The 24,468-nt window shown below is 46.9% G+C and carries 17 protein-coding genes, 3 rRNA genes and 2 riboswitches; of the genes, 2 read left to right on the forward strand and 18 right to left on the reverse strand.

The annotated features are described in order from the left end of the window. Positions 1 to 192 precede the first annotated feature (192 nt). The 9 genes from MHB84_RS09365 to MHB84_RS09405 all read right to left on the reverse strand — a co-directional run bounded on the left by MHB84_RS09365 (position 193) and on the right by MHB84_RS09405 (position 8,459). On the reverse strand, positions 193 to 429 hold the full coding sequence (locus tag MHB84_RS09365; RefSeq protein WP_076291582.1) for a hypothetical protein: 237 nt from the start codon (positions 427 to 429) through the stop codon (positions 193 to 195). Positions 430 to 480: 51 nt separating this feature from the next. Then, positions 481 to 1,353 carry a phosphoribosylaminoimidazolesuccinocarboxamide synthase gene (locus MHB84_RS09370; RefSeq protein WP_076291581.1) on the reverse strand — a complete coding sequence of 291 codons (873 nt, stop codon included), beginning with the start codon at positions 1,351 to 1,353 and terminating at the stop codon, positions 481 to 483. A gap of 231 nt (positions 1,354 to 1,584) precedes the next feature. Then, positions 1,585 to 2,883 carry an adenylosuccinate lyase gene (purB, locus tag MHB84_RS09375; protein WP_063568205.1) on the reverse strand — a complete coding sequence of 433 codons (1,299 nt, stop codon included), beginning with the start codon at positions 2,881 to 2,883 and terminating at the stop codon, positions 1,585 to 1,587. Further along, positions 2,880 to 4,082 (reverse strand): 5-(carboxyamino)imidazole ribonucleotide synthase, encoded by a 1,203-nt coding sequence (gene purK / locus MHB84_RS09380; RefSeq protein ID WP_076291580.1) that lies wholly within the window; start codon positions 4,080 to 4,082, stop codon positions 2,880 to 2,882. Before purK ends, purB begins: the two co-directional genes overlap by 4 nt. After that, positions 4,079 to 4,564, reverse strand: coding sequence for a 5-(carboxyamino)imidazole ribonucleotide mutase (gene purE, locus MHB84_RS09385; protein ID WP_076291681.1), 486 nt, complete (start codon positions 4,562 to 4,564; stop codon positions 4,079 to 4,081). The genes purK and purE overlap by 4 nt, the downstream gene beginning before the upstream one ends. A 182-nt stretch (positions 4,565 to 4,746) precedes the next feature. Beyond that, a riboswitch (purine riboswitch) is annotated at positions 4,747 to 4,848 on the reverse strand. 270 nt (positions 4,849 to 5,118) lie between these two features. Next, complete coding sequence (locus tag MHB84_RS09390; protein WP_024633549.1) at positions 5,119 to 5,553, reverse strand: universal stress protein; 435 nt, start codon at positions 5,551 to 5,553, stop codon at positions 5,119 to 5,121. A gap of 187 nt (positions 5,554 to 5,740) precedes the next feature. Beyond that, complete coding sequence (locus MHB84_RS09395) at positions 5,741 to 6,004, reverse strand: DUF1294 domain-containing protein (RefSeq protein ID WP_063568208.1); 264 nt, start codon at positions 6,002 to 6,004, stop codon at positions 5,741 to 5,743. A gap of 129 nt (positions 6,005 to 6,133) precedes the next feature. Beyond that, positions 6,134 to 6,271, reverse strand: a complete 138-nt coding sequence (locus MHB84_RS09400) for a hypothetical protein (RefSeq protein ID WP_162842470.1) — start codon at positions 6,269 to 6,271, stop codon at positions 6,134 to 6,136. Between the two features lie 58 nt (positions 6,272 to 6,329). Beyond that, positions 6,330 to 8,459: a DNA topoisomerase III gene (locus MHB84_RS09405; protein ID WP_076291579.1), complete on the reverse strand. Its 2,130-nt coding sequence runs from the start codon at positions 8,457 to 8,459 to the stop codon at positions 6,330 to 6,332. Between the two features lie 384 nt (positions 8,460 to 8,843). Here MHB84_RS09405 and MHB84_RS09410 point away from each other — a divergent pair, with 384 nt between their 5' ends. After that, positions 8,844 to 10,778, forward strand: coding sequence for an amidase family protein (locus tag MHB84_RS09410; RefSeq protein ID WP_076291578.1), 1,935 nt, complete (start codon positions 8,844 to 8,846; stop codon positions 10,776 to 10,778). Positions 10,779 to 11,015: 237 nt separating this feature from the next. Here the strand turns inward: MHB84_RS09410 and MHB84_RS09415 are convergent, their stop codons facing one another. After that, positions 11,016 to 12,011, reverse strand: coding sequence for a ketoacyl-ACP synthase III (locus MHB84_RS09415; protein ID WP_076291577.1), 996 nt, complete (start codon positions 12,009 to 12,011; stop codon positions 11,016 to 11,018). Positions 12,012 to 12,311: 300 nt separating this feature from the next. On the opposite strand from MHB84_RS09415, the gene MHB84_RS09420 reads away from it, so the two are divergent. Next, on the forward strand, positions 12,312 to 12,866 hold the full coding sequence (locus MHB84_RS09420; RefSeq protein WP_076291576.1) for an NADPH-dependent FMN reductase: 555 nt from the start codon (positions 12,312 to 12,314) through the stop codon (positions 12,864 to 12,866). Between the two features lie 184 nt (positions 12,867 to 13,050). Here the strand turns inward: MHB84_RS09420 and rrf are convergent. From rrf to guaA, 8 genes are all read right to left on the reverse strand, one after another. After that, positions 13,051 to 13,167 (reverse strand): 5S ribosomal RNA (gene rrf / locus MHB84_RS09425). An 80-nt stretch (positions 13,168 to 13,247) separates the two neighbouring features. Then, a 23S ribosomal RNA gene (locus tag MHB84_RS09430) occupies positions 13,248 to 16,173 on the reverse strand. Positions 16,174 to 16,414: 241 nt separating this feature from the next. Beyond that, positions 16,415 to 17,966, reverse strand: a 16S ribosomal RNA gene (locus MHB84_RS09435). Together the 16S, 23S and 5S rRNA genes form the textbook arrangement of a ribosomal RNA operon. 691 nt (positions 17,967 to 18,657) lie before the next feature. Further along, on the reverse strand, positions 18,658 to 19,047 hold the full coding sequence (locus MHB84_RS09440; RefSeq protein ID WP_076292238.1) for a hypothetical protein: 390 nt from the start codon (positions 19,045 to 19,047) through the stop codon (positions 18,658 to 18,660). Positions 19,048 to 19,283: 236 nt separating this feature from the next. After that, complete coding sequence (locus MHB84_RS09445) at positions 19,284 to 20,660, reverse strand: NCS2 family permease (protein WP_076292237.1); 1,377 nt, start codon at positions 20,658 to 20,660, stop codon at positions 19,284 to 19,286. A 188-nt stretch (positions 20,661 to 20,848) separates the two neighbouring features. Continuing rightward, a riboswitch (purine riboswitch) is annotated at positions 20,849 to 20,948 on the reverse strand. A gap of 379 nt (positions 20,949 to 21,327) precedes the next feature. Continuing rightward, positions 21,328 to 21,579, reverse strand: coding sequence for a hypothetical protein (locus tag MHB84_RS09450; protein ID WP_076292236.1), 252 nt, complete (start codon positions 21,577 to 21,579; stop codon positions 21,328 to 21,330). A 96-nt stretch (positions 21,580 to 21,675) separates the two neighbouring features. Then, a complete protein-coding gene (locus tag MHB84_RS09455; RefSeq protein ID WP_076292235.1) occupies positions 21,676 to 22,716 on the reverse strand; it encodes a leucine-rich repeat domain-containing protein in 1,041 nt (346 codons plus the stop codon). 176 nt (positions 22,717 to 22,892) lie between these two features. After that, positions 22,893 to 24,431: a glutamine-hydrolyzing GMP synthase gene (gene guaA, locus MHB84_RS09460; protein ID WP_076292234.1), complete on the reverse strand. Its 1,539-nt coding sequence runs from the start codon at positions 24,429 to 24,431 to the stop codon at positions 22,893 to 22,895. Positions 24,432 to 24,468: the final 37 nt, after the last annotated feature.

Raw genomic sequence — 24,468 nt, forward strand, 5'->3', positions numbered from 1 at the left:
TTTGATTGTTTTGAACCGCTGTGCGGTCAAATCCCGGGGACAAAGGCGAACGCTATCGCTCCTTTAAGAACAATTCCGCCCCTCCGCTAGTCCATGCGACGTTTTTTAAAGGCCAAAACCTTTTACGTTGCACGGTGTGTAATGGTCGGGACTGACCATTACGTGAAACCAGTGAATGGTTTTTAAGTTACTTTAGTAATCAATGAATTTAATTCTCGTAATCTTTTCAGGCTTCCCTACCTGTGGGAAGCCATCGCTCTTAATTGCCTCATCCCCCAGTTTGACACTGGCGGAGGGAAAGATTTGAGCTGGAGAAGCGTAAGCGTTCGCCTTTGCAACCGGAATGTTTCCTTTTGAAAAAAGGATTCCAATCAAAACATTCCGGGGGCAACAGCGATCGTAAGCCAAACTTTCCCGTAGCCCACTCAAACGTTAGCCTCCTCAAACTTTCCCGAAGCTCACTGAAAACGTTACAACCTATTATTTCGTTAGACGATTATAAATATCGACGTATCTTGCGGTTGTGGCCTCCACTACCTCTTGTGGCAGCGGGTCAGGTTTGCTGTTCTTGTCCCAATCGCTGCCTAACAGATAGGTGCGCACTGGCTCTTTATCCATGCTGTCGATCTCGATATCGAGTGCATAATTCTCCTGGGCCCAGAAGCGAGAAGCGTCTGGCGTGAAGATTTCATCGATCAGAATGACTTTGCCATCGACCATGCCGAACTCGAATTTGCAGTCTGCGAGAATGATGCCCCGCTGATCGCAATAGTCGCGAGCGAATTCGTAGAGACGCAGGCTCTTTTCCTGAAGCTCAATCGCGAGAGTATCTCCCACAATTTCTTTCATTCGATCCATCGAAATATCTTCGTCATGACCGACATCGTTTTTAGCTGCTGGGGTGAAGATGGGAACGTCGAGCTTGGCGTTTTTGCGAAGTCCATCCGGCAGCTTGATGCCGTTGACCTCTCCGCTTTTCTCATATTGTCTCCATCCACCACCGGTAATGTATCCACGCACCACACATTCAATATCAATGCGCTCGGCTTTGCGGGTCACCATGATGCGGTCTTTGAGCAGTCCAGAATCAGTAATGATATCGCCCAATTGGTTTACATCCGTATGCACCACGTGGTTATCCATCATGTCGCCCGTCAGTTCAAACCAGAAGCTACTCAGTTTATTAAGCACATTGCCCTTTTCGGGAACGGCTGGGTCCAGCACATAGTCAAATGCCGAAATCCGGTCCGTAACCACGATGAGAAAATGTTCACCCAGATCGTACAACTCACGTACTTTTCCCTTATATAACAAAGGAGCTTTAACGAGATCTGCCGCAGTGGACAGCGCCATGGAGGCTCACCTTCTTTCAAGAGATGTAAAATATAAGTTCCATTTCCCTAATCTCGCTAACCACTCCGAATGCAGAACAACCTTTCGATCGCTGTTATTCCCGAATTTTTTTGATTCCACTTTTCCAAAGTGAAAATCCGGGAATAAAGGCGAGCGCTTCGCTTCTCCAGGTTTTTTCTGCCTTCTTCGTTCCAAGCGTGATCACATAATCAACCTATATTTAAGTAGTAATTAGTCGTTCAAACCAAGCTTTTTGAAGATGGTGTCTACGTGCTTCAGGTGCCATGATGGGTTGAACGCATCTGCGATTTCCTCTTCGCTCAGCACTTCCGTGATTTCCGGTGTGGATTTCACGATATCCTGGAACTGGCGTTGTTCTTCCCATGCTTGCATCGCACGTGGTTGAACAGTATCGTACGCTTGCTCGCGACTGAAACCTTTGTCGATCAGCTTCGTCATTACGCGACCGGAGAATGGTACACCGAAGGTACGCTCCATATTGCGTTTCATATTTTCAGGGAATACCGTCAGGTTCTTCACGATGTTACCAAAACGGTTCAGCATGTAGTTCAGCAGCATCGTTGCATCCGGCAGAATGATACGCTCTACGGAAGAGTGCGAGATATCACGCTCATGCCACAGTGTCACGTTCTCGTATGCCGATACCATATGTCCACGAATGACGCGGGACAGACCGGAAATATTTTCACTGCCGATTGGGTTACGTTTGTGCGGCATTGCCGAAGATCCTTTTTGACCTTTCGCAAATGCTTCTTCCACTTCACGGAACTCACTCTTTTGCAGCGCACGTACTTCTGTAGCGAACTTGTCCAAAGATGTTGCGATCAATGCCAGTGTAGCCATGTATTCTGCATGACGGTCACGTTGCAGCGTTTGAGTTGAGATTGGTGCAGGCTTCGTACCCAACTTCTCGCAGACAAACTCTTCAACAAATGGATCGATGTTCGCGTATGTGCCAACTGCTCCAGAGATTTTACCGTACTGTACGTTGTCTGCCGCGTGGCGGAAACGCTCCAGATTCCGTTTCATTTCTTCATGCCAGAGTGCCATTTTCAGACCAAATGTCGTTGGCTCCGCATGCACCCCATGTGTACGTCCCATCATTGGCGTGTGCTGATAAGTCTTCGCTTTGTCACGTAAAATTTCGATAAAGTTCACGATGTCTCGTTCCAAGATTTCGTTTGCCTGACGAAGTACATATCCGAGAGCCGTATCAACGACATCCGTGGAAGTCAGTCCGTAGTGCACCCATTTCCGCTCTGCTCCCAGACTTTCCGATACCGTACGTGTGAAAGCAATAACGTCATGACGTGTTTCCTGTTCAATCTCGTAAATGCGGTCGATGTCAAAAGAAGCGTTCTGACGAAGCAATGCTGCTTCTTCCTTAGGAATGACGCCAAGCTCTGCCCAAGCTTCACATGCACAAATTTCAACTTCCAGCCATGACTTGAATTTGTTCTCCTCTGTCCAAATAGCTCTCATTTCGGGTCTGCTATAACGTTCGATCATAAATTTGTATTCCTCCAAAGATTAGTTTGTTCAATCCATTGTAATCCTTCTTCGACATCCTGGCAGAGCAGATTGACATGCCCCATTTTCCGTCCTTTCTTCGCTTCGGATTTACCATATATATGAAGCTTAGGAATCACACCGAGTTCCAACGCTTCCGCGTCAGCCTGACCCGTTCTGGCAATTATACCTTCCAGATGTTCTCCAAGCACATTGACCATAACAACCGGGCTCAATAATGAAGTATCTCCAAGCGGCAATCCGCAAATCGCACGAATATGCTGTTCAAATTGTGATGTGGCACAGGCCTCCATCGTATAGTGGCCGGAATTATGCGGCCTAGGTGCCAACTCATTCACATACAGTCTTCCATCTGCCGCAACAAACAACTCCACTGCGAGCAATCCAACGGCTTGTATGGATTGAGCCACTGCTGCTGCCAACTTCTGCGCCTCAATCTGTATTTCAGTCGCCACTCTTGCGGGTACAATCGAAGCATGCAAAATGTTGTTCACATGAATGTTCTCCGCAGGCGGGAACGTCTTAATTTCTCCATTCGTGCTGCGTGCAACAACGACTGAAATTTCGCAGTCAAACTTGATAAATTGCTCCAATACCAGTTCCGCACCGGTAGCTGCGAGTTCTTCATAAGCAGCTACCGCCTGATTGGTTTCGCGAATAACTCGTTGCCCCTTGCCGTCGTATCCGCCGGTCACCGTCTTCAGTACACAAGGAACACCCAGTTCACTCACTGCTGCCTTCATGGTGTCCTTGCTTGTAATTTCCCGGTAAGGAGCTACACGTACACCAGCCGCCTCAATGGCTCGTTTTTCACGCAAACGATGCTGGGTTGTGTACAATAACGCACTTCCTTGCGGTACATAGGATTCCCGTTCTAGGAGAGAAGCAACATCTGCATCTACATTCTCGAACTCATAAGTAATTACATCACATTGCCGAGCCAGGTCGAGTGCAGCTTTTTCATCGTCATATCCCGCTTCAATCTGATCGGCAATTTGTCCGCAAGGAGCATCTGCTGCCGGATCAAGTGTAACGAACCGATAACCCATCGCTGTTCCGGCAAGTGTCAGCATCCGTCCAAGCTGCCCACCTCCAAGAACACCGATGGTTGTTTTTCCTGGGAGCAAGACACATTCTGCTTCGCCTGCTGATCCGGATTGAATTTTTGTATTCGTCATATTTCGTCACTGCTTTCGAGCACTTCTTGTTTGATTCGCTCTCTGCGGGCTTCGCTGCGACGCTGGACATCCTGGTCAAAAGCACCAATGATCTGAGCCGCAAGCAATCCGGCATTCGTTGCACCTGCCTTGCCAATCGCTACCGTTGCGACGGGAATGCCACCAGGCATCTGAACAATGGACAGCAAGGAATCGAGACCATTTAGCGCCTTGGATTGCACGGGAACTCCAATGACCGGAAGCATCGTTTTGGAAGCGACCATACCGGGCAGATGTGCCGCCCCGCCCGCACCTGCAATGATGACCTTGAATCCACGGTCAATCGCTTGCTCCGCATATTCAAACATCAAATCTGGTGTGCGATGCGCAGATACGACCTTTTTTTCATACCCAATCTCCAGCTCGTCCAGCACCTCACAAGTATACTTCATCGTTTCCCAATCCGACTTACTGCCCATAATTACAGCTACCTGTACTGACATGAATACATCCAACTCCCGTCTGAGCGTTTTGGTTTCATCCTGTTGCATCTCGTTTATTGTGAAATGAAAAAATCCGCTACCCGCGAAAACATCACATTTTCTCCGGACACCGGACTCCAAGAAATACGTATCCCGCATTTGGGCATGCCAAAGGCAGGCTTGCTGTCCGCATCTTCATGCGTCTCTCAGCCGTATCTCCTCGTAGTCCGGAAATTTACGGTTCCCGGGTAGATACTTCCGGGCCCTATTCCCGGCGTTATACGAGCAAATATCTATTTCAACAAATTAATTCATTAATATTGAAGATTCCACATCTTTCGAACCTACTCGACCTTATATATAACTGATCGACACATCTAACATTCTAACAATCCCCTACAGCTAATGTCAACTTAAAGACGAACATTTAACATATTGACAAATGTAATGTTCGGAAATAACCGATCATTCGAAGATACAGCAACCCTTTTATTCCAAAAAAGAAAGCCGACCCCTCTTCAACCTATCGAAGACAGCCGGCTTTTCTCTATTATGTGTATACACACATTCTATAATTATTTCACGATAAGTACCGGAACCTGAGCATGCTGAACTACGTTGTGACTGACGCTGCCCAAGACAAATTCCCGGATTCCACCAAGACCACGACTACCAATAATAATAATGTCCGATCCGTTTTCTTTGGCATAATCGAGAAGAACCTCGGCAGCAGCTCCTTGAATCAGATCCACGTTCGCTGTAACGCCAGCAGCCTGAATCCGCTCTTTCGCTTCATCCGTTGTTTGCACCGCCAGATTATAGTAGTCATTATTCAATGAAGGTGGCAAAGGTGCCAATCCTTCCCCGATGAATACACGTGGAAAGTCAAAGGCATGGATAACATCCAAAACAGCACCCGGAGAAACTTTGGCTAACTCAATCGCACGATCAAGTGCTTTATTTGAAGCTTTCGAACCATCATAAGCAACTAGTATTTTGGAGAATAACATGTAAATCCCGTCCCTTCCTTTATATGTAGAACATTCGAAGCCAGCTTCGGTCTGACATAAAATACAAGAACCATGTAACTCCTTAAACGTCCCCAGGTCTAAATGAACCATTTATAAGAAACATTTTACATAATCATTCTAGTCATTCACCTGGAGTACAGCAGATCCTAACCATTCAATCCTTACCTTATTGCAGGAAATACCCATAGATTACCGCATTTAGGAATAACAACAACGGAATGCCGATCGTAAAACTGGGATGTTTGGTCTTGTGACGTTTACGATACATTGCAATCCATACCCCCAATGCCCCACCAATAAAGGCCAGCAGAAACAGCGTTCGTTCGGGTGTACGGTCTCGACGGCGCTGAGCACGTTTCTTGTCATCTGACATGACCAGGTAACCTACTACGTTGATAAATAAAAACCACAGTATCAATCCAGTTTGCATATAATTCTAGCGGTCCCCCTGTCCCGGGACATCTCCCTGTACCTCCATTATAGTCCTCTGAAGGAACATGATCAACGCGAGAAGGGAACCGCAAAGATATTTAGAAGCAATGAATCTCGAATACCGAACCTATGACTCCTGTTTAGGAATACCATTCAGGTTTGGTGCTCTTTTTGCTGCCTTTTCGGGACGTACAGAGATACTCTCTTCCTGAATGCTGTCTTTGTTCTGTTGGTTATGAATCTTTTCTGGTTTGTTATGTGGCATCTACGTATCACCTCCTAGGCTTACGTTGCCTGAAAAAGGAGAATCTTATACGACAGTCTTACTCTCCCTTTTTCTCCATGGCTGCCTTCAACAGTTCTCCCAGATTGGAGCCGATCGACTCCTGTTTCGCATATTGTTTGACCAGCTTTTGCTGATCACGTTTGTTCACATGCTGTTTGTCTTTATCCAATGTTTCCGTTATGCCGCAAGGCAGACATTGCACGTATAAACCTGCCTTACCCTCTTTAATTTCCATCTTTTTGTGACACTGTGCACAGCGACGGTTGGATAATCGTTTTTCAGCCGAACGACGATATCCGCAATCCTCTGTTGGACATACGAGGAACTTGCCACGTTTACCCTTCTTCTCAAGCAAGCGTGCATTACAATCCGGGCAGTGACTATTCGATACATTATGCGGCTTATACTCCGCTTTGCTTCCTTTTACCGTAGACACAAGCTCTTTCGCCATTGAACGAATGCTTTCCAGGAAAGGCTCTGGCTTCCCTTGCCCACGAGCAATGCGCTCGAGTTCAGCTTCCCAGCGGGCTGTTAAATCCGGTGTACGCAGCTGAGGAGCAGCCAGTTCAATTAACTGTTTTCCTTTTCCCGTTGGATGCATGCTGTTTCCTTGACGATCGATGGTGTCGGAACTTACCAGCTTCTCGATAATATCCGCACGGGTAGCCGGAGTACCCAGTCCATACTTCTCCATTTGGGAAAGCAAAGCTGCCTCGGTATACCGTTTGGGCGGCATCGTCCGTCCACTTTTGATATGACAACGTTGAACCGTCACGGACTGACCTTGCTGAACGTCTGGCAAAAGCGCACGCTCATGGTCTGAGGAATCTTCAGCACGATCATCATCCTCATCGCTATAATCTCCGCCGTACACTTCCCGCCAACCGCTTTCTTTCACCGTTGTGCCTTTCACATGGAAGGAATCGTTACCCACCTGAACAGTAATCGCAACAGAGTCGTACTTCGCAGCCGGATAGAACAAGCTGATAAAACGGCGTACGATCAGATCGTATAACTTACGTTCCTCTGGATTCAGCTGATTGAGGAGAACCGTCTGTTCTGTTGGAATGATCGCGTGGTGATCGGTTACCTTGCTGTCATCCACGATACGTTTGGTGATATTCAGATTTTTACGCAACAACGGACGAGCCAAAGACGCATAGGGGCCAATCGCAACACTATCCAGTCGTTCTTTCAGCGTTCCCGTCATATCCGATGTCAGGTAACGGCTGTCTGTACGTGGGTAGGTTACCAGCTTGTGCTGTTCATAAAGGCGCTGAAGCACATTCGATGTTTGCTTGGCAGAAAAACCGTATTTCCGGTTGGCATCCCGTTGTAATTCCGTCAGGTCATAGGCCAGTGGATGCGGCTCAACCTTTTCACTTTTTTTCACTTGGGCAATTGTACCCTTACGACCCTCTATACGTTTCTTCAATTCTTGTGTCTCTTGCGGATCGAAGATGCGTGAATCCCCACCTGCAGCGCGCCATACCGCCTGGAAACCTCCCAGATCGGCCGTTAACGTCTCATACTCCTGCGAACGGAAACCGTTGATCTCATTTTCCCTGTCCATAATCATGCCAAGTGTGGGGGTCTGTACCCGTCCAGCTGACAATTGTGCATTAAATCGAACCGTCAATGCACGCGTCACGTTAAGACCGATCATCCAATCTGCTTCTGCCCGGCAACGTGCCGATTCATAAAGACGATCAAACTGGCTGCCTGGCTTCAGTGATGCAAATCCATCCTTGATTGCCTTGTCCGTCTGGGATGATATCCACAGCCGCTTGAACGGCTTTTTCCACTGCGCCATTTGCATAATCCAACGAGCCAGCAATTCACCCTCACGTGCTGCATCCGTTGCAATGACCAATTCACCAACATCCTGACGTTTCATCAACTGTTGAACCGCTTTGTATTGATGGTTTGTCTCTTTGAGTACCTTTAGCTTGGCCCGTTCAGGCAGAATCGGCAGATCCTCCAGATTCCAGGTTGCATACTTTTTGTCATAGTCCTCTGGTTCAGCCAACCCAACAAGATGCCCAAGCGCCCAGGTCACGATATATTTCGGGCCTTCCATATAACTTTTATGTTTATCACGCGCCCCCATCACTCTGGCTATTTCACGTGCCACAGATGGTTTTTCTGCGAGTACTAATGTTTTCACTCCATCTCTTCCTTTCCTTAATAAAACCTATAACTTTATTGCTTCCATCAATGATTAAGATAATCTTCCACTTCTATCTTTTCATTATATCATTTCATGGTATTGGTTTGCTTTGGCTTCACAAATAACGATGTCCCTCATGAAATGTCTATCTCGCGACTTGTATGTCACATTAGTTAACACGATATTCTTCGACAATTTCCTTCTGTGAATGGAATTAGGAGCATTCGATAGGATATATAGCGATAATGTAGTATGTATACGTTTTTTTGGATAAATATGAGTGTTGTAAGAATACCTTACATGTATTTAGAATGTGACAAAAGCAACTATATCAGATTCGCTAACACACATCATTGATACACAGGAAGGGAGCGTGGATGCATGACTTATCATGGATCTGTATTGAAAAAAAGTGGGGCCTTGTTGTTGGCCGGAGCAGTTGTTGCCACAACATGGGGAGGAGCGATTCCCGCAGCGTCAGCTGCAACAGCAACGCCTTCGAGCAAAACTACGGTTGCAGCCGTAACAGCTGGTAAGGCTCCTGTCACTGGAATTGCATTTGTTCAAGCCATGGAAGAAGCGGCTACACTTGCAGGTGTTCCTTTTTCCATGGACAAGCTTTCCGGCTCAACAGTACAGCGTAAGGATGCTGCTTTAGCTTTGCAAACCTGGCTGAAGCTGGAGTCCACTCCAGAATCGTTCAAGGATGTGCCGGATCAGGCGAGCTATGCCGGTGCCGTTGGTGCGCTGAACAACGCTGGGTTGATGAAAGGATATACCGACGCCCTCTTCCTTCCTAATGCAGTACTTACCCAAAATGATGTCGCCATATTGAAAGACCGCATTTATAACTACATAAAACCATTTGTTCTAGAGGAAGCCACCATTACGGATCTCCAGGCTGCCATGACGCAAGGAAAGCTGACATCCAAAGAACTTGTGCAGAAGTACCTGGATCGCATTGAAAAATACGATGATCAGGGTGTGAGCATTAACGCAGTCCTGACCTTGAATCCGGATGCCCTCAAAATCGCTGAAACGTTGGACGAAGAACGTGCAGCTCAAGGCCCACGCGGACCTTTACATGGTATTCCGGTTTTAGTTAAAGACAACTTTGATACCAACGATATGCCTACAACCGCAGGCTGTATCTGTCTGAAAGATTCTGTACCTGCTCACGATGCTGAACAAGTGAAGAAGCTCAAGGCAGCCGGGGCCATTATTTTGGGCAAAACCAATCTGCATGAATTCGCATTCGGCATCACCACATCCAGCTCGCTGGGTGGACAAACACTGAATCCTTATGCGCTGGATCACTATCCAGGCGGGTCGAGTGGTGGTACGGGTGCGGCTATCGCTTCAAACTTCGCAGCTGCAGGCATGGGTACTGACACGGGTGGATCAATTCGTATCCCTTCCAGCTTCAACAGCCTTGTCGGTATTCGTCCAACGATCGGACTGTCCAGCCGTGAAGGGATCATTCCTCTTGCATTGACACAGGATGTCGGAGGGCCTATGGCTCGTACCGTGAGTGATGCCGCAATCATGCTGGATGCTACAGCCGGCTATGACAAAAACGATGTCGCTACCGCTTATGCTGTAGGCAAAATCCCTTCCAGCTATACAGACTTCCTGGATGTAAACGGTCTGAAAGGTGCACGGATCGGTGTGGCCACCGAACTCATCCCAAGCACCAAAGCTGAGGAAAAAGCCGTTGCTGACGTGATTAACAACGCTGTAGAAGAACTCAAAACGCTGGGAGCTACGGCAGTCCCGATCAGCATTCCGAACCTGGCTGAAATCAACAAATACCCAAGCTTGAGTGGATACGAGTTCAAATTCCAACTTAATGACTATCTGGAGTCTCTTGGTGACGAAGCCCCTTATCACAGCTTGTCCGAAATTATTGCTTCCGGGCAGTTCGACAAGTCACAAGAACAGTCGATGAAAACTCGTGATGCGCGGGAAACGTTGGAGACTGCCGAATATAAGGACATTGTCCTGAAACGCACTCAAATCACACGTGAGTCCTTGCTGAAAGTTATGGCGGACAACAACCTGGATGCCATCATCTATCCGACGTCCACACAAGCCGCTGGTGTTATTGGCGAAGGACAAAACTCCGGTGGTAACAACCGCTTGAGTCCATTCTCTGGCTTCCCGGCAATTACTGTACCTGCTGGATTTACAACTGAAGGTCTGCCAGTAGGTATGGAATTCCTGGGCCGCGCCTTTGATGAAGGAACCTTGATCAAGCTGGCTTACAGCTATGAGCAAGGGACTCATCACCGCCAAGCACCAAAGCTCACACCATAAATTGTTCATCAGATTAATTTAAACTACGATAAAAATAACGCAAACATTTATACTAAATTGTCTGCTTCGTAGGGATTGGCGGTATCAAATACAAAGCCCAATCGCTATCGATCTAGATAACCTTATCTTTAATCATTCTGCTACACAAAAAAGTACACCCTTTTCATGCGTTCATGGAAAGGGTGTACTTTTTTCTGTTATCTCAATTCATGCATGAAAAGAGTTTTATCTGTTTCTTTAATTGGTATCAGGTACGCTCCATCTAAGCACAAGACCTGCGTAGGTCAAGCCGCCTCCAAAACCAAATAGGGCTATTTGATGCCCACTCTTTAATTTCCCTTCGTCTACTGCAAGTTGTAGAGCAAGAGGAATGGAAGCTGCGGATGTATTACCTCGGTATTCCACACTTGTTAAAGTTCGTTCCAGCGGAATAGGACCGCGTTCACACACCGCTTCAATCATTCTTAGATTTGCACTATGGGGTATAAACCAATCGATCTGCTCCGGTTTCATCTCTGCTTTGGCTATAAGCCTACTCAATTGTTCTGGAATCGTGCGTACTGCCCACTTATAGATCTCTCTGCCATTCTGGACAAGGCATCCCTCACCCTGTAGAGGTACGCCATTCATCTCAGAAGAAAGACCACTCTTATAGAGATGAATACCGCCTTCTCCACTCGTACCTGAGATGGCTGCCATAAAATCACCTTTCTCAGCAGCTCTTTCTACCAAAAACGCTCCTGCTCCATCGCCAAACAATACACATGTCGTACGATCTGTATAATCGGTAATCTTGGACAACGTCTCTGCTCCAATAACCAACACTTTATGATACATGCCACTGGTTACCAGACTGTCAGCCAACTGCAATCCATACGTAAACCCCGCACATGCCGCATTCAAATCAAGCACTCCTGTATATGGAATCTTGAGATTCGCCTGTACTCTGGATGCTGTGCTCGGGAATGAATATTCAGGTGTGCTGGTAGCAACCAGAATCATATCCACATCTTCTACACTAACTTTATACCGACGTATCATATCTTCTACAGCCTTGGTGGCCAGATCAGATACAAACTGATCCTCAGCTGCTATGCGCCGTTCTCTCATTCCTGTACGCTGTACAATCCATTCATCACTCGTGTCGACCAACTTCTCCAAATCAGCATTACTTAATATTCGATCCGGTACATACGTACCCATTGCGGTAATGGTTGACATTGATTGATTCATACCGGTAGTCACCTCGTTTGTTTTTTACCATTATAGCACTAAGTATTAGTACTTGGTACTAATTTTAAAAAATATTTATTATGATTCATTCCTCAGTGGTTTATTTTAAGCGCTCTATTCATCCTATTACCCATAGTCATACAAACTATCGCATGCAGTTTTAATGAAGAATTGTGGATATCCTCTGAGTAACATGAAGAATGCCTTAATTAAATGCGTTTTCTATAGACAGTCCATTCCAACAGGAGGAAAATAAACAGATTGCCCTACATTACTAAAGAATAGAGATGATGTATACCTATGAAAAAAGAATATAATATCCTTGCGATTTCCGGCAGTCTGCGCAATCAGTCCTCCAATACGTTACTAATGCATGCCATAATTAAGCTGGCTCCTTCTTACCTTAAGTTTGGAGTATATGGTGGATTAAATGATTTACCGCATTTTAACCCTGACCTCGATATTGAGAAAGGTCCTGAGTCCGTGCAGAATTTGAGAGCCCAACTGAAGAATTCTGATGGAGTTCTGATTTGCACACCGGAGTATGGAAATGGAGTTCCTGGAGTCTTAAAAAACGCATTAGATTGGATTGTATCTTCTGGAGAATGGCTCAATAAACCCACCGTTGCCATTACTGCTTCTCCAAGCCCCATGGGCGGTGACAAAGCCCATGCTTCACTATTGCTGACGTTAAACATGATTAATGCCCAAATCTTACATGAGGCTTCTCTAACCATTCCTCATATTACATTGAAGATGAACAAACAAGGAGTCATCATTGATTCAGAAACCCAGCATGCATTGGAAAACTCCCTTTTATGCCTAGGGCATGCATGCAACCAAATGGATAAATAGACAGACAGTCTACTTAAATTAAACTGACTATAAAGAAATGGAAAACCTAAAAAGTTTTAGTACTTCGCATAAATTGGAATAAAAAAACAGCCCTGGATTTCCTCCGGGCTGTTACGGTTTATATTAGAAATATAATATTAGACAATTAAAAACCACCACCGAATAACATCGGCAGTGGTTCTTCGCTTGGCGGCGTCCTACTCTCCCAGGACCCTGCGGTCCAAGTACCATCGGCGCTAGAGGGCTTAACGGTCGTGTTCGGGATGGGTACGTGTGGAACCCCTCCGCCATCGCCACCAAACGCATAGCTTAGCTTACATCTCAGAGATCATTCTCTGAAAACTAGATCCGAAACGAAATGTGCGATTTACAACTTGCATATTGGATAAGCCCTCGACCGATTAGTACTGGTCAGCTCCATGCATTGCTGCACTTCCACCCCCAGCCTATCTACCTCGTCGTCTTCAAGGGGTCTTACATACTGGGAAATCTCATCTTGAGGGGGGCTTCACGCTTAGATGCTTTCAGCGCTTATCCCTTCCGTACATAGCTACCCAGCGGTGCTCCTGGCGGAACAACTGGTACACCAGCGGTACGTCCATCCCGGTCCTCTCGTACTAAGGACAGCTCCTCTCAAATTTCCTACGCCCACGACAGATAGGGACCGAACTGTCTCACGACGTTCTGAACCCAGCTCGCGTACCGCTTTAATGGGCGAACAGCCCAACCCTTGGGACCTACTTCAGCCCCAGGATGCGATGAGCCGACATCGAGGTGCCAAACCTCCCCGTCGATGTGGACTCTTGGGGGAGATAAGCCTGTTATCCCCAGGGTAGCTTTTATCCGTTGAGCGATGGCCCTTCCATGCGGTACCACCGGATCACTAAGCCCGACTTTCGTCCCTGCTCGACTTGTAGGTCTCGCAGTCAAGCTCCCTTATGCCTTTGCACTCTTCGAATGATTTCCAACCATTCTGAGGGAACCTTTGGGCGCCTCCGTTACTCTTTAGGAGGCGACCGCCCCAGTCAAACTGCCCACCTGACACTGTCCCCGCACCGGATTACGGTACCAGGTTAGAACCTAGATACGATCAGGGTGGTATCCCAACGGTGCCTCCACAGAAGCTTGCGCTCCTGCTTCAAAGGCTCCCACCTATCCTGTACAGATCGTACCCAAATTCAATATCAAGCTGCAGTAAAGCTCCATGGGGTCTTTCCGTCTTGTCGCGGGTAACCTGCATCTTCACAGGTATTAAAATTTCACCGGATCTCTCGTTGAGACAGCGCCCAAGTCGTTACGCCATTCGTGCGGGTCAGAATTTACCTGACAAGGAATTTCGCTACCTTAGGACCGTTATAGTTACGGCCGCCGTTTACTGGGGCTTCGGTTCACAGCTTCGGATTGCTCCTAACCGCTCCCCTTAACCTTCCAGCACCGGGCAGGCGTCAGCCCGTATACTTCGCCTTACGGCTTCGCACAGACCTGTGTTTTTGCTAAACAGTCGCTTGGGCCTTTTCACTGCGGCCCCCTCGTGCTATTCACACTACCGGGGCACCCCTTCTCCCGAAGTTACGGGGTCATTTTGCCGAGTTCCTTAACGAGAGTTCTTCCGCGCGCCTTAGAATTCTCTTCTCGCCTACCTGTGTCGGTTTGCGGTACGGGCACCATCACCTGGCTAGAGGCTTTTCTTGGCAGTGTGAGATCATGACCTTCGCTACTATAATTTTCGCTCCCCATTACAGCCCAGCCTTACGATGTGCGGATTTGCCTACACATCAGCCTCACTGCTTAGACGGACATCCATCAGTCCGCGTCACTACCCTGCTGCGTCCCCCCATTGCTCATAACGGCTTACGGTGGTACAGGAATTTCGACCTGTTGTCCTTCGACTACGCCTTTCGGCCTCGCCTTAGGTCCCGACTTACCCTGAGCGGACGAGCCTTCCTCAGGAACCCTTAGGCTTTCGGCGGATCAGATTCTCACTGATCTTTTCGTTACTCATACCGGCATTCTCACTTGTATAATGTCCAGCGCTCCTTACGGTACACCTTCAACCCTTATACAACGCTCCCCTACCCCTGATGCAAAGCATCAAGCCATAGCTTCGGTGGTGTGTTTAGCCCCGTTACATTTTCGGCGCAGAGTCACTCGACCAGTGAGCTATTACGCACTCTTTCAATGGTGGCTGCTTCTAAGCCAACATCCTGGTTGTCTGTGCAACTCCACATCCTTTCCCACTTAACACACACTTGGGGACCTTAGCTGATGGTCTGGGCTGTTTCCCTTTTGACAATGGATCTTAGCACTCACTGTCTGACTCCCGGAAGTAAGTCTATGGCATTCGGAGTTTGACTGAGCTTGGTAACCCTTGCGGGCCCCGCACCCAATCAGTGCTCTACCTCCACGACTCTGTTTTCCGAGGCTAGCCCTAAAGCTATTTCGGGGAGAACCAGCTATCTCCGAGTTCGATTGGAATTTCTCCGCTACCCCCACCTCATCCCCGCACTTTTCAACGTGCGTGGGTTCGGGCCTCCAGTGCGTGTTACCGCACCTTCACCCTGGACAGGGGTAGATCACCCGGTTTCGGGTCTACGTCCACGTACTAATTCGCCCTATTCAGACTCGCTTTCGCTGCGGCTCCGGCTCTTCACCTTAACCTTGCACGGGAACGTAACTCGCCGGTTCATTCTACAAAAGGCACGCCATCACCCCTAAAACGGGCTCTGACTTTTTGTAAGCACACGGTTTCAGGTTCTATTTCACTCCCCTTCCGGGGTGCTTTTCACCTTTCCCTCACGGTACTGCTTCACTATCGGTCGCTAGGAAGTATTTAGCCTTGGCAGATGGTCCTGCCGGATTCATACGGGGTTTCACGTGCCCCGCACTACTCGGGATACATCTCGGAGAGAACAGACTTTCAAGTACAGGGCTTTTACCTTCTTTGGCGGGCCTTTCCAGACCTCTTCGTTTAACCGGTTCCTTTGTAACTCCATGTGAGATGTCCCACAACCCCAAAGAGCAAGCTCTCTGGTTTGGGCTTCTCCGCGTTCGCTCGCCGCTACTGACGGAATCACTATTGTTTTCTCTTCCTCAAGGTACTTAGATGTTTCAGTTCCCCTGGTATGCCTCTACATAACCTATGTATTCAGTTATGAGTAACTGGAAATTACCCCAGCTGGGTTTCCCCATTCGGACACCCCCGGATCAAAGCTTGCTTACAGCTCCCCGAGGCAGTTTCGTTGTTCGCCACGTCCTTCATCGGCTCCTAGCGCCTAGGCATCCTCCGTGTGCTCTTAGTAGCTTAACCAATTGCTCCAAGGAGCAAATGCAATCTACCGTTTTTATTGAAACTTGTTTACACAAGTTCAGCTTAAAAAGGAATGTTCTAATTCGCAATTTTCGTTTCGATATCTAGTTTTCAAAGAACAAGCTCCATGCAAAAGCAAGCTGTTTGAGAGTTTGAGCTCTCAAAACTGAGCAACGAGTGAGTAGTTTTGCAGCTAAGCTGCATATTTGAATGTTTCCACGCGGGAAACGATTCTCCATAGAAAGGAGGTGATCCAGCCGCACCTTCCGATACGGCTACCTTGTTACGACTTCACCCCAATCATCTATCCCACCTTCGGCGGCTGGCTCCTTGCGGTTACCCCACCGACTTCGGGTGTTATAAACTCTCGTGGTGTGACGGGCGGTGTGTACAAGACCCGGGAACGTATTCACCGCGGCATGCTGATCCGCGATTACTAGCAATTCCGACTTCATGCAGGCGAGTTGCAGCCTGCAATCCGAACTGAGACCGGCTTTTTAGGATTCGTTCCACCTCGCGGCTTCACAGCCCGTTGTACCGGCCATTGTAGTACGTGTGTAGCCCAGGTCATAAGGGGCATGATGATTTGACGTCATCCCCACCTTCCTCCGGTTTGTCACCGGCAGTCACCTTAGAGTGCCCATCCGAAATGCTGGCAACTAAGATCAAGGGTTGCGCTCGTTGCGGGACTTAACCCAACATCTCACGACACGAGCTGACGACAACCATGCACCACCTGTCTCCTCTGTCCCGAAGGAAAGATACATCTCTGTACCGATCAGAGGGATGTCAAGACCTGGTAAGGTTCTTCGCGTTGCTTCGAATTAAACCACATACTCCACTGCTTGTGCGGGTCCCCGTCAATTCCTTTGAGTTTCAGTCTTGCGACCGTACTCCCCAGGCGGAGTGCTTAATGTGTTAACTTCGGCACCAAGGGTATCGAAACCCCTAACACCTAGCACTCATCGTTTACGGCGTGGACTACCAGGGTATCTAATCCTGTTTGCTCCCCACGCTTTCGCGCCTCAGCGTCAGTTACAGCCCAGAGAGTCGCCTTCGCCACTGGTGTTCCTCCACATATCTACGCATTTCACCGCTACACGTGGAATTCCACTCTCCTCTTCTGCACTCAAGTCACCCAGTTTCCAGTGCGATCCGGGGTTGAGCCCCGGGATTAAACACCAGACTTAAATGACCGCCTGCGCGCGCTTTACGCCCAATAATTCCGGACAACGCTTGCCCCCTACGTATTACCGCGGCTGCTGGCACGTAGTTAGCCGGGGCTTTCTTCTCAGGTACCGTCACCTTGAGAGCAGTTACTCTCCCAAGCGTTCTTCCCTGGCAACAGAGCTTTACGATCCGAAAACCTTCATCACTCACGCGGCATTGCTCCGTCAGGCTTTCGCCCATTGCGGAAGATTCCCTACTGCTGCCTCCCGTAGGAGTCTGGGCCGTGTCTCAGTCCCAGTGTGGCCGATCACCCTCTCAGGTCGGCTACGCATCGTCGCCTTGGTGAGCCGTTACCCCACCAACTAGCTAATGCGCCGCAGGCCCATCCCCAAGTGACAGATTGCTCCGTCTTTCCAGTTCTCTTCAGGAGAAGAAAACAACTATTCGGTATTAGCTACCGTTTCCGGTAGTTGTCCCAAGCTTGAGGGCAGGTTGCCTACGTGTTACTCACCCGTCCGCCGCTAACCATCAGAGAAGCAAGCTTCTCATCAAGTCCGCTCGACTTGCATGTATTAGGCATGCCGCCAGCGTTCGTCCTGAGCCAGGATCAAACTCTCCAATAAAGTATTGAAAAGAGCGATAAGCTCATTTTGAAACTGACGAGATTAAAATCTCATTTTACGCTCCAGTCGATCCAAGCCAAGGCTTGTCTCAAACTTTCGCGTTCATTCTGCAAGCAGAATGTTTACTCACTCGTTGTTCAGTTTTCAAAGATCAAACTTGTTTCATCGCCGTGTGTTGTTCACCTCAGCAACTTTTATATCTTATCACATCCGAACCAACTTTGCAAGCTCTTTTTTTAAGTTTCTTTCGAAGCTTATTTCATTTGCTTGCCGCACCGTGTTTCTCGTGTTTTCTTGGCCGGAATTAGAATATACCATGTACAGATTTGGAATGCAAGCTTTATTTTCAAATTATTAATGATTGCTTTACTTCTTCCTCCCTACTCCCATTATACTTTACAAGATACTCATTCCGCAGCAGCAACTACCTTCCCAAACTCGGGAGAATAGCAACTCTCTCACATTACAATAGTTTCTATTATATATAGTAGAATATCTTTCAAACCGGTTATATCCAGCTTGCTGTTAACTCACCTCAATCCGCTCAGATATGCCTATTTGTCCAATTCATAATCATTTATAGAACTAAAAAACAGGATCGGTTATTTCCGCTCCCGTTTTCATAAAATGTAGATGTTGCTATGTAATCCTCATAGTGCATCTTTTCAAGTTTGCTATTTAAGTATACACATCAGGGTCTGATGATCTCACCATCCGAGCCGCTTACATCAAAGAAACCAACGTTATGCTTCCTTGCCAACTCACGCATCATTATATAGGCGTCCTCCGCAACAGACCACGCGAATGCAGCATAAATCACTTCTTTTCCTAGCGAGTATTCTGTTAATCGATTATCTGTTCCCGCTTCTTCCATCGCTTCAAACACATCGTCGTCTACATTCATAGAAGGAAATGTCAGAATAAGCTCTTCGTAAAAGCGTTGCAACTGCTCTGAGCTCACCTTAATGTCTGAATAGGAATGATCCTCCGACCATTTTGTCTGCTCACCATACCATCTCATAAACGACGTTTTATCAACTGGAGCTTTGGCTGGATCAAAGACCATCAAATCATAACTCATGTATGTTCCTCCTTTATATATAGAAGAAAGTCAATTCCGATCCCCCACAGATCAAGAATATCCCCTACGTAGAACATTTCAAAGTGTCTCCTGTCCCTTCTTTTAATTTTCATGCTACATATATAAGAAACAAAAAAAGCGAAAGCCCCGTTAAAGTACCAAGGCTTCCGCTTCTTTCATTTGTATAAATAAGAAATACATTATAAGTCTTTGACCCAATTCATTCAGTCAAACTTTTATTCTCCACCGATAAATACATATCGGCATATAACAATGATAGCTAATATCCACATAAGCCAGTGGACCTTTACTTTGCGCTCCGTAACCAGATTACCGAACACGGCCAAGATTACATAGGATACAATCCCTGCGGAAATGCCGTTTGCAATTCCTCCAGTGAAAGGCATCAATACAATGGTAAGGAACGCCGGGAAAGCTTGCAGGAAGTCATCCCATTCAATGCTGCGAACCTGACTCATCATCAAGACACCCACGATAATCAATGCCGGAGCTGTTGCAGCTGACGGAACAACCAATGCCAGCGGAGCAATAAACAAGGCCAGAATGAACAGGATACCTGTCGTTACAGAGGTCAGACCTGTACGTCCACCAGCTTCGACGCCAGAGGCACTTTCAACAAAAGCGGTAATTGTACTTGTACCCAGTGCAGCCCCTGCACTTACACCCACTGCATCGACGAGCATTGCTTTACCAACTGTTTTTTCGCCTTTTTTCTTATCCTTCATAATCCCCATTCGTGTTGCTGTGCCCACCATTGTTCCGAATGTGTCAAACAGCTCTACAAAGGTGAAGATGAAGATGATTTCAAACAGTCCAAGGCTAATTGCACCCTTCAAGTCCAGTTGTCCCACCGCCAGATCGCTGAAGTTAGGCAACCAGCTTGCACCGGACAAACCGCTGAGATTCGTAACTCCCATCGGGATACCAATCAACGTTGTGGCAATGATACCGATTAGCAGTGCACCTTTGACGCGCATAACCATCAGTATAGCGATAATGAACAGTCCAATCAGAGCCAGTAATGCATCATGATGCGAGATGAAATTACCCAAAGACAGATTAAAACTGCTGCCCGGAATCGGTTGGCTCAGATCTGCATCAGGTGCAACATTAACTGTTACAGCGACCAGATTAGCCAGTTTGAAACCTACAATGGTAATAAAGAGACCAATACCAACTGTGATTGCCATTTTTAATGAGTCCGGAACTGCAACGAGCAGCATTTGACGGATTTTGGTCACTGTCAAAATAATAAACACGATACCAGAGATAAATACGGCTCCGAGAGCTGCCTGCCAGGAAATCGCACCGTTGGAACTCAGAACCACGGTCATGAAGTAAGCGTTCAAACCCATACCTGGTGCAAGGGCGATCGGAATGTTAACGAACAATCCCATAATGATGGTCATCAAACCAGCACCTACGGCTGTTGCAAAAAATACTGCATTGTCCGACATACCGGCTCCGGCCGATCCCAAGAACAACGTGTTTACGAAAAGAATGTACGCCATTGTCATAAAGGTAGTAAGACCCGCAACAATCTCCGTTCTAACGTTCGTTCCGTTTTCTTTTAGTTTAAAGAAACGATCCATAATTCACTAACTCCCCCTTAGAGATGTTGAAGCCATATAAAAACCGACAAAACGACAAATACCCCTGAAGATGAAATATATCACCCAGGGTTTTAGCTAACGAGGAGTGGCACGGTGCCAATTACGGAGAACAAAAAAATTCTAATGTGCGAGATGTCATGCCCGACGCAATCATGTAGAATTCATGTGCTCAGCCTTATCCTCTTCGTAGCCAGATCATTAGGGTGATCTCGTAGAGACTCCCAGGCCAATCCCCGGGATTATACGAAGTAGTATGCGTTTTTTGTGTGTTTCCCATCACTATTTTAGGAGGGATGCCTCTAGTTTGTCAATGATAAAAACGAATATTACCCTCAGTCAACTTATAAATCGTTCGTATTATTTAACAAAATGAACCAGTTCAGCGGTTTACAACCCAAATTAAAATTGGTTTTACACTACGTTTACATGTGTATATGTCGATCTTGCCACAAGTTTTCTCTTCATCTACAACATTAAAAAAGCTACCATAATCAAAGCACGTGCCCTTTGATTATGGTAGCTTGTTCGGTCTTCTCGAAGATGGTTATGTGGTGAGAATAACGTTGCTTAATATCCATTAGCTTAGGTATACGGAGCAAGCTGCGACGATCACCAGATCATTTTTTACACGATAAGTCCTACGTCCTTACATTTCTGTCTGAAGTCCATCCCTTACCTGCTGTTGTTCCTGATCGGTGTTAGCCGTTGACCCTTCAGACAAATCCTGATTCTGGGCTTGATCGGAAGACGAATCTGCTGCCTCTAAATTCACAAATGAAGAATCCCCCGCACCAAGAGCCAAGTCCTGCATACCCGAGCCGCATCCTGCCAGCATCACCATCAGAAACGCACTTCCAATGCCCATCTTCCATTTGCTCATATTGTCGGTTTTACGCATACATTCAATTCTCCTTTCAGTTGCCATATAGCCGTATTCTGTACTCAGTGTACAAGCCTCACATGAAAACAATCTGAAATGAACTTAAAAAAGGAATTAAATATTCAAAGATTTATCGTTATACCACCATCCACTCTCATCCCACATGCCTGCTGCCATTATCGCCTGCTTCGCCACTTTTTGCTGTTTGGCACTTTTCAAATGAACGATCATTCTTTCCAATGATTTATGATGAATCAGGGATTCGATATCTTCGGCGGTAATATGTTTCATTTGCAGAAGAGCGAGCTCTTTCAGGCTTTTGGAAGTCTTTGCCCAATCGATACTCTCTACATTCACATTGTTCAGGAAAACACGCTGTAATTCAGTCAGATTTTCAAGAGAAGGCAGACTCGTTAGATGCGGCTGGTCCTCTATCCCTAATAAGCGCAATCCCTTCAATTCAGGCAATACGGATAGATCTGATAATCCTTTCACCCTTAGGAGCTTCAACAATTGCAAGGATTTCACTTCCGCAAGGCTATCCAGATTCTCTGCTCCACCAAAACTGAGATGAAGTTCGCTCAAATCCGTTACATCTTTTAAGTATCCCAATTCCTTTAATGGCATTCCCGAAATATAGAGGGACCGGAGTGATGACAACGTTCCGATCGTTTCGATGTTAGTTGTATGACCATTCACACTCAGCGTTTCAAGCTCAGTAAAGCGGTTAAGTACGGACAAATCCGTTTTCTTCGTTTTGGTTTTACCGATGCGGAGCTGCTGTAAAGTGGTAGGTAAAAGCGCCAATACATCAAGAGACTCCGCTTCAAATACGTCAAAAGCAAACTCTTTTAGCCTTAGCAATTCGCCTATGCCCTCAATTCCATTAATGCGTCTGTTACAATCAATCACAAGCTTTTCTACATGGTTCATATATGTTAGAACAGACAAGTCGCCAGATTGCGAATGAAAGCCATATATACGAAAAGTAACATCGGGTCTGTTGGCAAACAGCTCCTCATTCAATATCTGCATCAGGTTTACATCCGGGATATTATGCTCGCTGTATTGAACAATCTTTAGTTCAGGATGAGCCGTAAGTGCAGCAACCTCTTCATGAGTCCATCCTGGGTTGAGTTCGATTCTTTCCTTCATCCGCTATAGTTCCTCCTTGCAGAGTGTTCTTCCTCGTTAATCTATTGGATGGTCCATCATTATCATAAATCAAAGTATAAATAACGTCTGGTGCAAACACAAAATTAAAAAAAAGAGACCGAAGCTCCTTTGACGGAAACTCCGATCTCTTGTTATTAAATCTGTATAGATAACTTCTATTCCCACTCAATCGTTGCTGGTGGTTTGGAAGTTACGTCATACACGATACGGTTTACGTTGTCCACTTCGTTAACGATCCGCACGGAGATTTTCTCCAATACGTCCCAAGGGATACGCGCCCAGTCAGCTGTCATACCGTCGATGGATGTTACAGCACGGATACCTACAGTGTAGGAATACGTACGCGCGTCACCCATAACCCCAACACTCTTCATGTTAGGCAAGGCTGTAAAGTATTGCCAAATTTCACGATCAAGACCGGCTTTGGCAATCTCCTCGCGCAGGATGTAGTCCGAATCACGAACGATTTTGAGCTTGTCCTCCGTTACTTCGCCAAGTACACGGATCGCAAGACCCGGACCTGGGAACGGCTGACGCCATACGATTGCTTCTGGCAGACCGCACTCTTCGCCGACTTTACGCACTTCGTCTTTGAACAAGGCACTCAGTGGTTCGATCAGCTTGAAGTTCATGTCCTCAGGCAATCCGCCCACATTGTGGTGGGATTTGATGGTTTGAGCTGTCGCTGTGCCACTTTCCACGATATCCGTGTACAGTGTACCTTGCGCCAGGAATTCAAAATCATCAAACTGCTTGGATTCTTCGTCAAATACGTAAATAAACTCGTTACCGATGATTTTACGTTTTTGTTCCGGATCATCCACGCCTGCCAGTTTGGACAGGAAACGCTCTTGTGCATCGATTTTGACAACTTTCATGTCGAATTTGCCGACGAACGTCTCCATTACGCTCTCCGCTTCGCCTTTGCGCAGCAGACCATGGTCGATAAACATACATGTCAGTTGGTCACCGATGGCTTTGTGAAGCAATGCAGCCACAACGGAAGAATCTACACCGCCGCTAAGTGCGCACAACACTTTACCGTCGCCCACTTTTTCACGAATATCTTTGATCGTATCTTCGATGAACGTCTCCATGCTCCAGTTGCCTTCACAACCACAGATTTCGTACAGGAAGTTTTTGATCATTTCATTACCGCGAACAGAGTGGCGTACTTCTGGATGGAACTGAACAGCATACAATTTGCGCTCATCGTTACTCATTGCTGCGATTGGCGCACTTTCCGTGCCTGCATCCAGTTTGAATCCAGCAGGAAGAGCAACCACGTGGTCACCATGACTCATCCATACCGTATGTTCACCTTCGATACCTTTTGCAAGAGCAGCACCTGGTGCAAACTCAATATCCGCTTTACCGTACTCACGCTTCTCAGAACGCTCCACTTTACCATCAAGCTGTTGCGCCATAAGCTGCATTCCATAACAAATTCCGAAGATTGGCAATCCCAGATCATAAACGGCCGGATCTACGTGTGGTGCATTTTCTGCGTAAACACTAGATGGTCCACCCGAGAACACGATTCCCTTTGGTGATAATTCTGCGATTTTCTCAGCCGGTGTGTTATACGGCAAAAGCTCGCTGTATACGCCCAGATCCCGGATTCTTCTGGCGATTAACTGGTTGTATTGGCCCCCAAAGTCAAGGACAACCACTATTTCATTTTGCTTATTCATTACCGAGCCTCCCTCAATTAATGAAACTAATTATACG

It is taken from the genome of Paenibacillus sp. FSL F4-0087, from assembly GCF_038020215.1.
Taxonomy (GTDB): domain Bacteria; phylum Bacillota; class Bacilli; order Paenibacillales; family Paenibacillaceae; genus Paenibacillus; species Paenibacillus taichungensis.

Coding starts and splice junctions, on each gene's coding strand:
- MHB84_RS09370 (WP_076291581.1), bottom strand. CDS start 1,353: ATGGCGCTGTCCACTGCGGCAGATCTCGTTAAAGCTCCTTTGTTATAT.
- purB (WP_063568205.1), bottom strand. CDS start 2,883: ATGATCGAACGTTATAGCAGACCCGAAATGAGAGCTATTTGGACAGAG.
- purK (WP_076291580.1), bottom strand. CDS start 4,082: ATGACGAATACAAAAATTCAATCCGGATCAGCAGGCGAAGCAGAATGT.
- purE (WP_076291681.1), bottom strand. CDS start 4,564: ATGTCAGTACAGGTAGCTGTAATTATGGGCAGTAAGTCGGATTGGGAA.
- MHB84_RS09390 (WP_024633549.1), bottom strand. CDS start 5,553: ATGTTATTCTCCAAAATACTAGTTGCTTATGATGGTTCGAAAGCTTCA.
- MHB84_RS09395 (WP_063568208.1), bottom strand. CDS start 6,004: ATGCAAACTGGATTGATACTGTGGTTTTTATTTATCAACGTAGTAGGT.
- MHB84_RS09400 (WP_162842470.1), bottom strand. CDS start 6,271: ATGCCACATAACAAACCAGAAAAGATTCATAACCAACAGAACAAAGAC.
- MHB84_RS09410 (WP_076291578.1), top strand. CDS start 8,844: ATGACTTATCATGGATCTGTATTGAAAAAAAGTGGGGCCTTGTTGTTG.
- MHB84_RS09415 (WP_076291577.1), bottom strand. CDS start 12,011: ATGAATCAATCAATGTCAACCATTACCGCAATGGGTACGTATGTACCG.
- MHB84_RS09420 (WP_076291576.1), top strand. CDS start 12,312: ATGAAAAAAGAATATAATATCCTTGCGATTTCCGGCAGTCTGCGCAAT.
- MHB84_RS09440 (WP_076292238.1), bottom strand. CDS start 19,047: ATGAGTTATGATTTGATGGTCTTTGATCCAGCCAAAGCTCCAGTTGAT.
- MHB84_RS09445 (WP_076292237.1), bottom strand. CDS start 20,660: ATGGATCGTTTCTTTAAACTAAAAGAAAACGGAACGAACGTTAGAACG.
- MHB84_RS09450 (WP_076292236.1), bottom strand. CDS start 21,579: ATGCGTAAAACCGACAATATGAGCAAATGGAAGATGGGCATTGGAAGT.
- MHB84_RS09455 (WP_076292235.1), bottom strand. CDS start 22,716: ATGAAGGAAAGAATCGAACTCAACCCAGGATGGACTCATGAAGAGGTT.
- guaA (WP_076292234.1), bottom strand. CDS start 24,431: ATGAATAAGCAAAATGAAATAGTGGTTGTCCTTGACTTTGGGGGCCAA.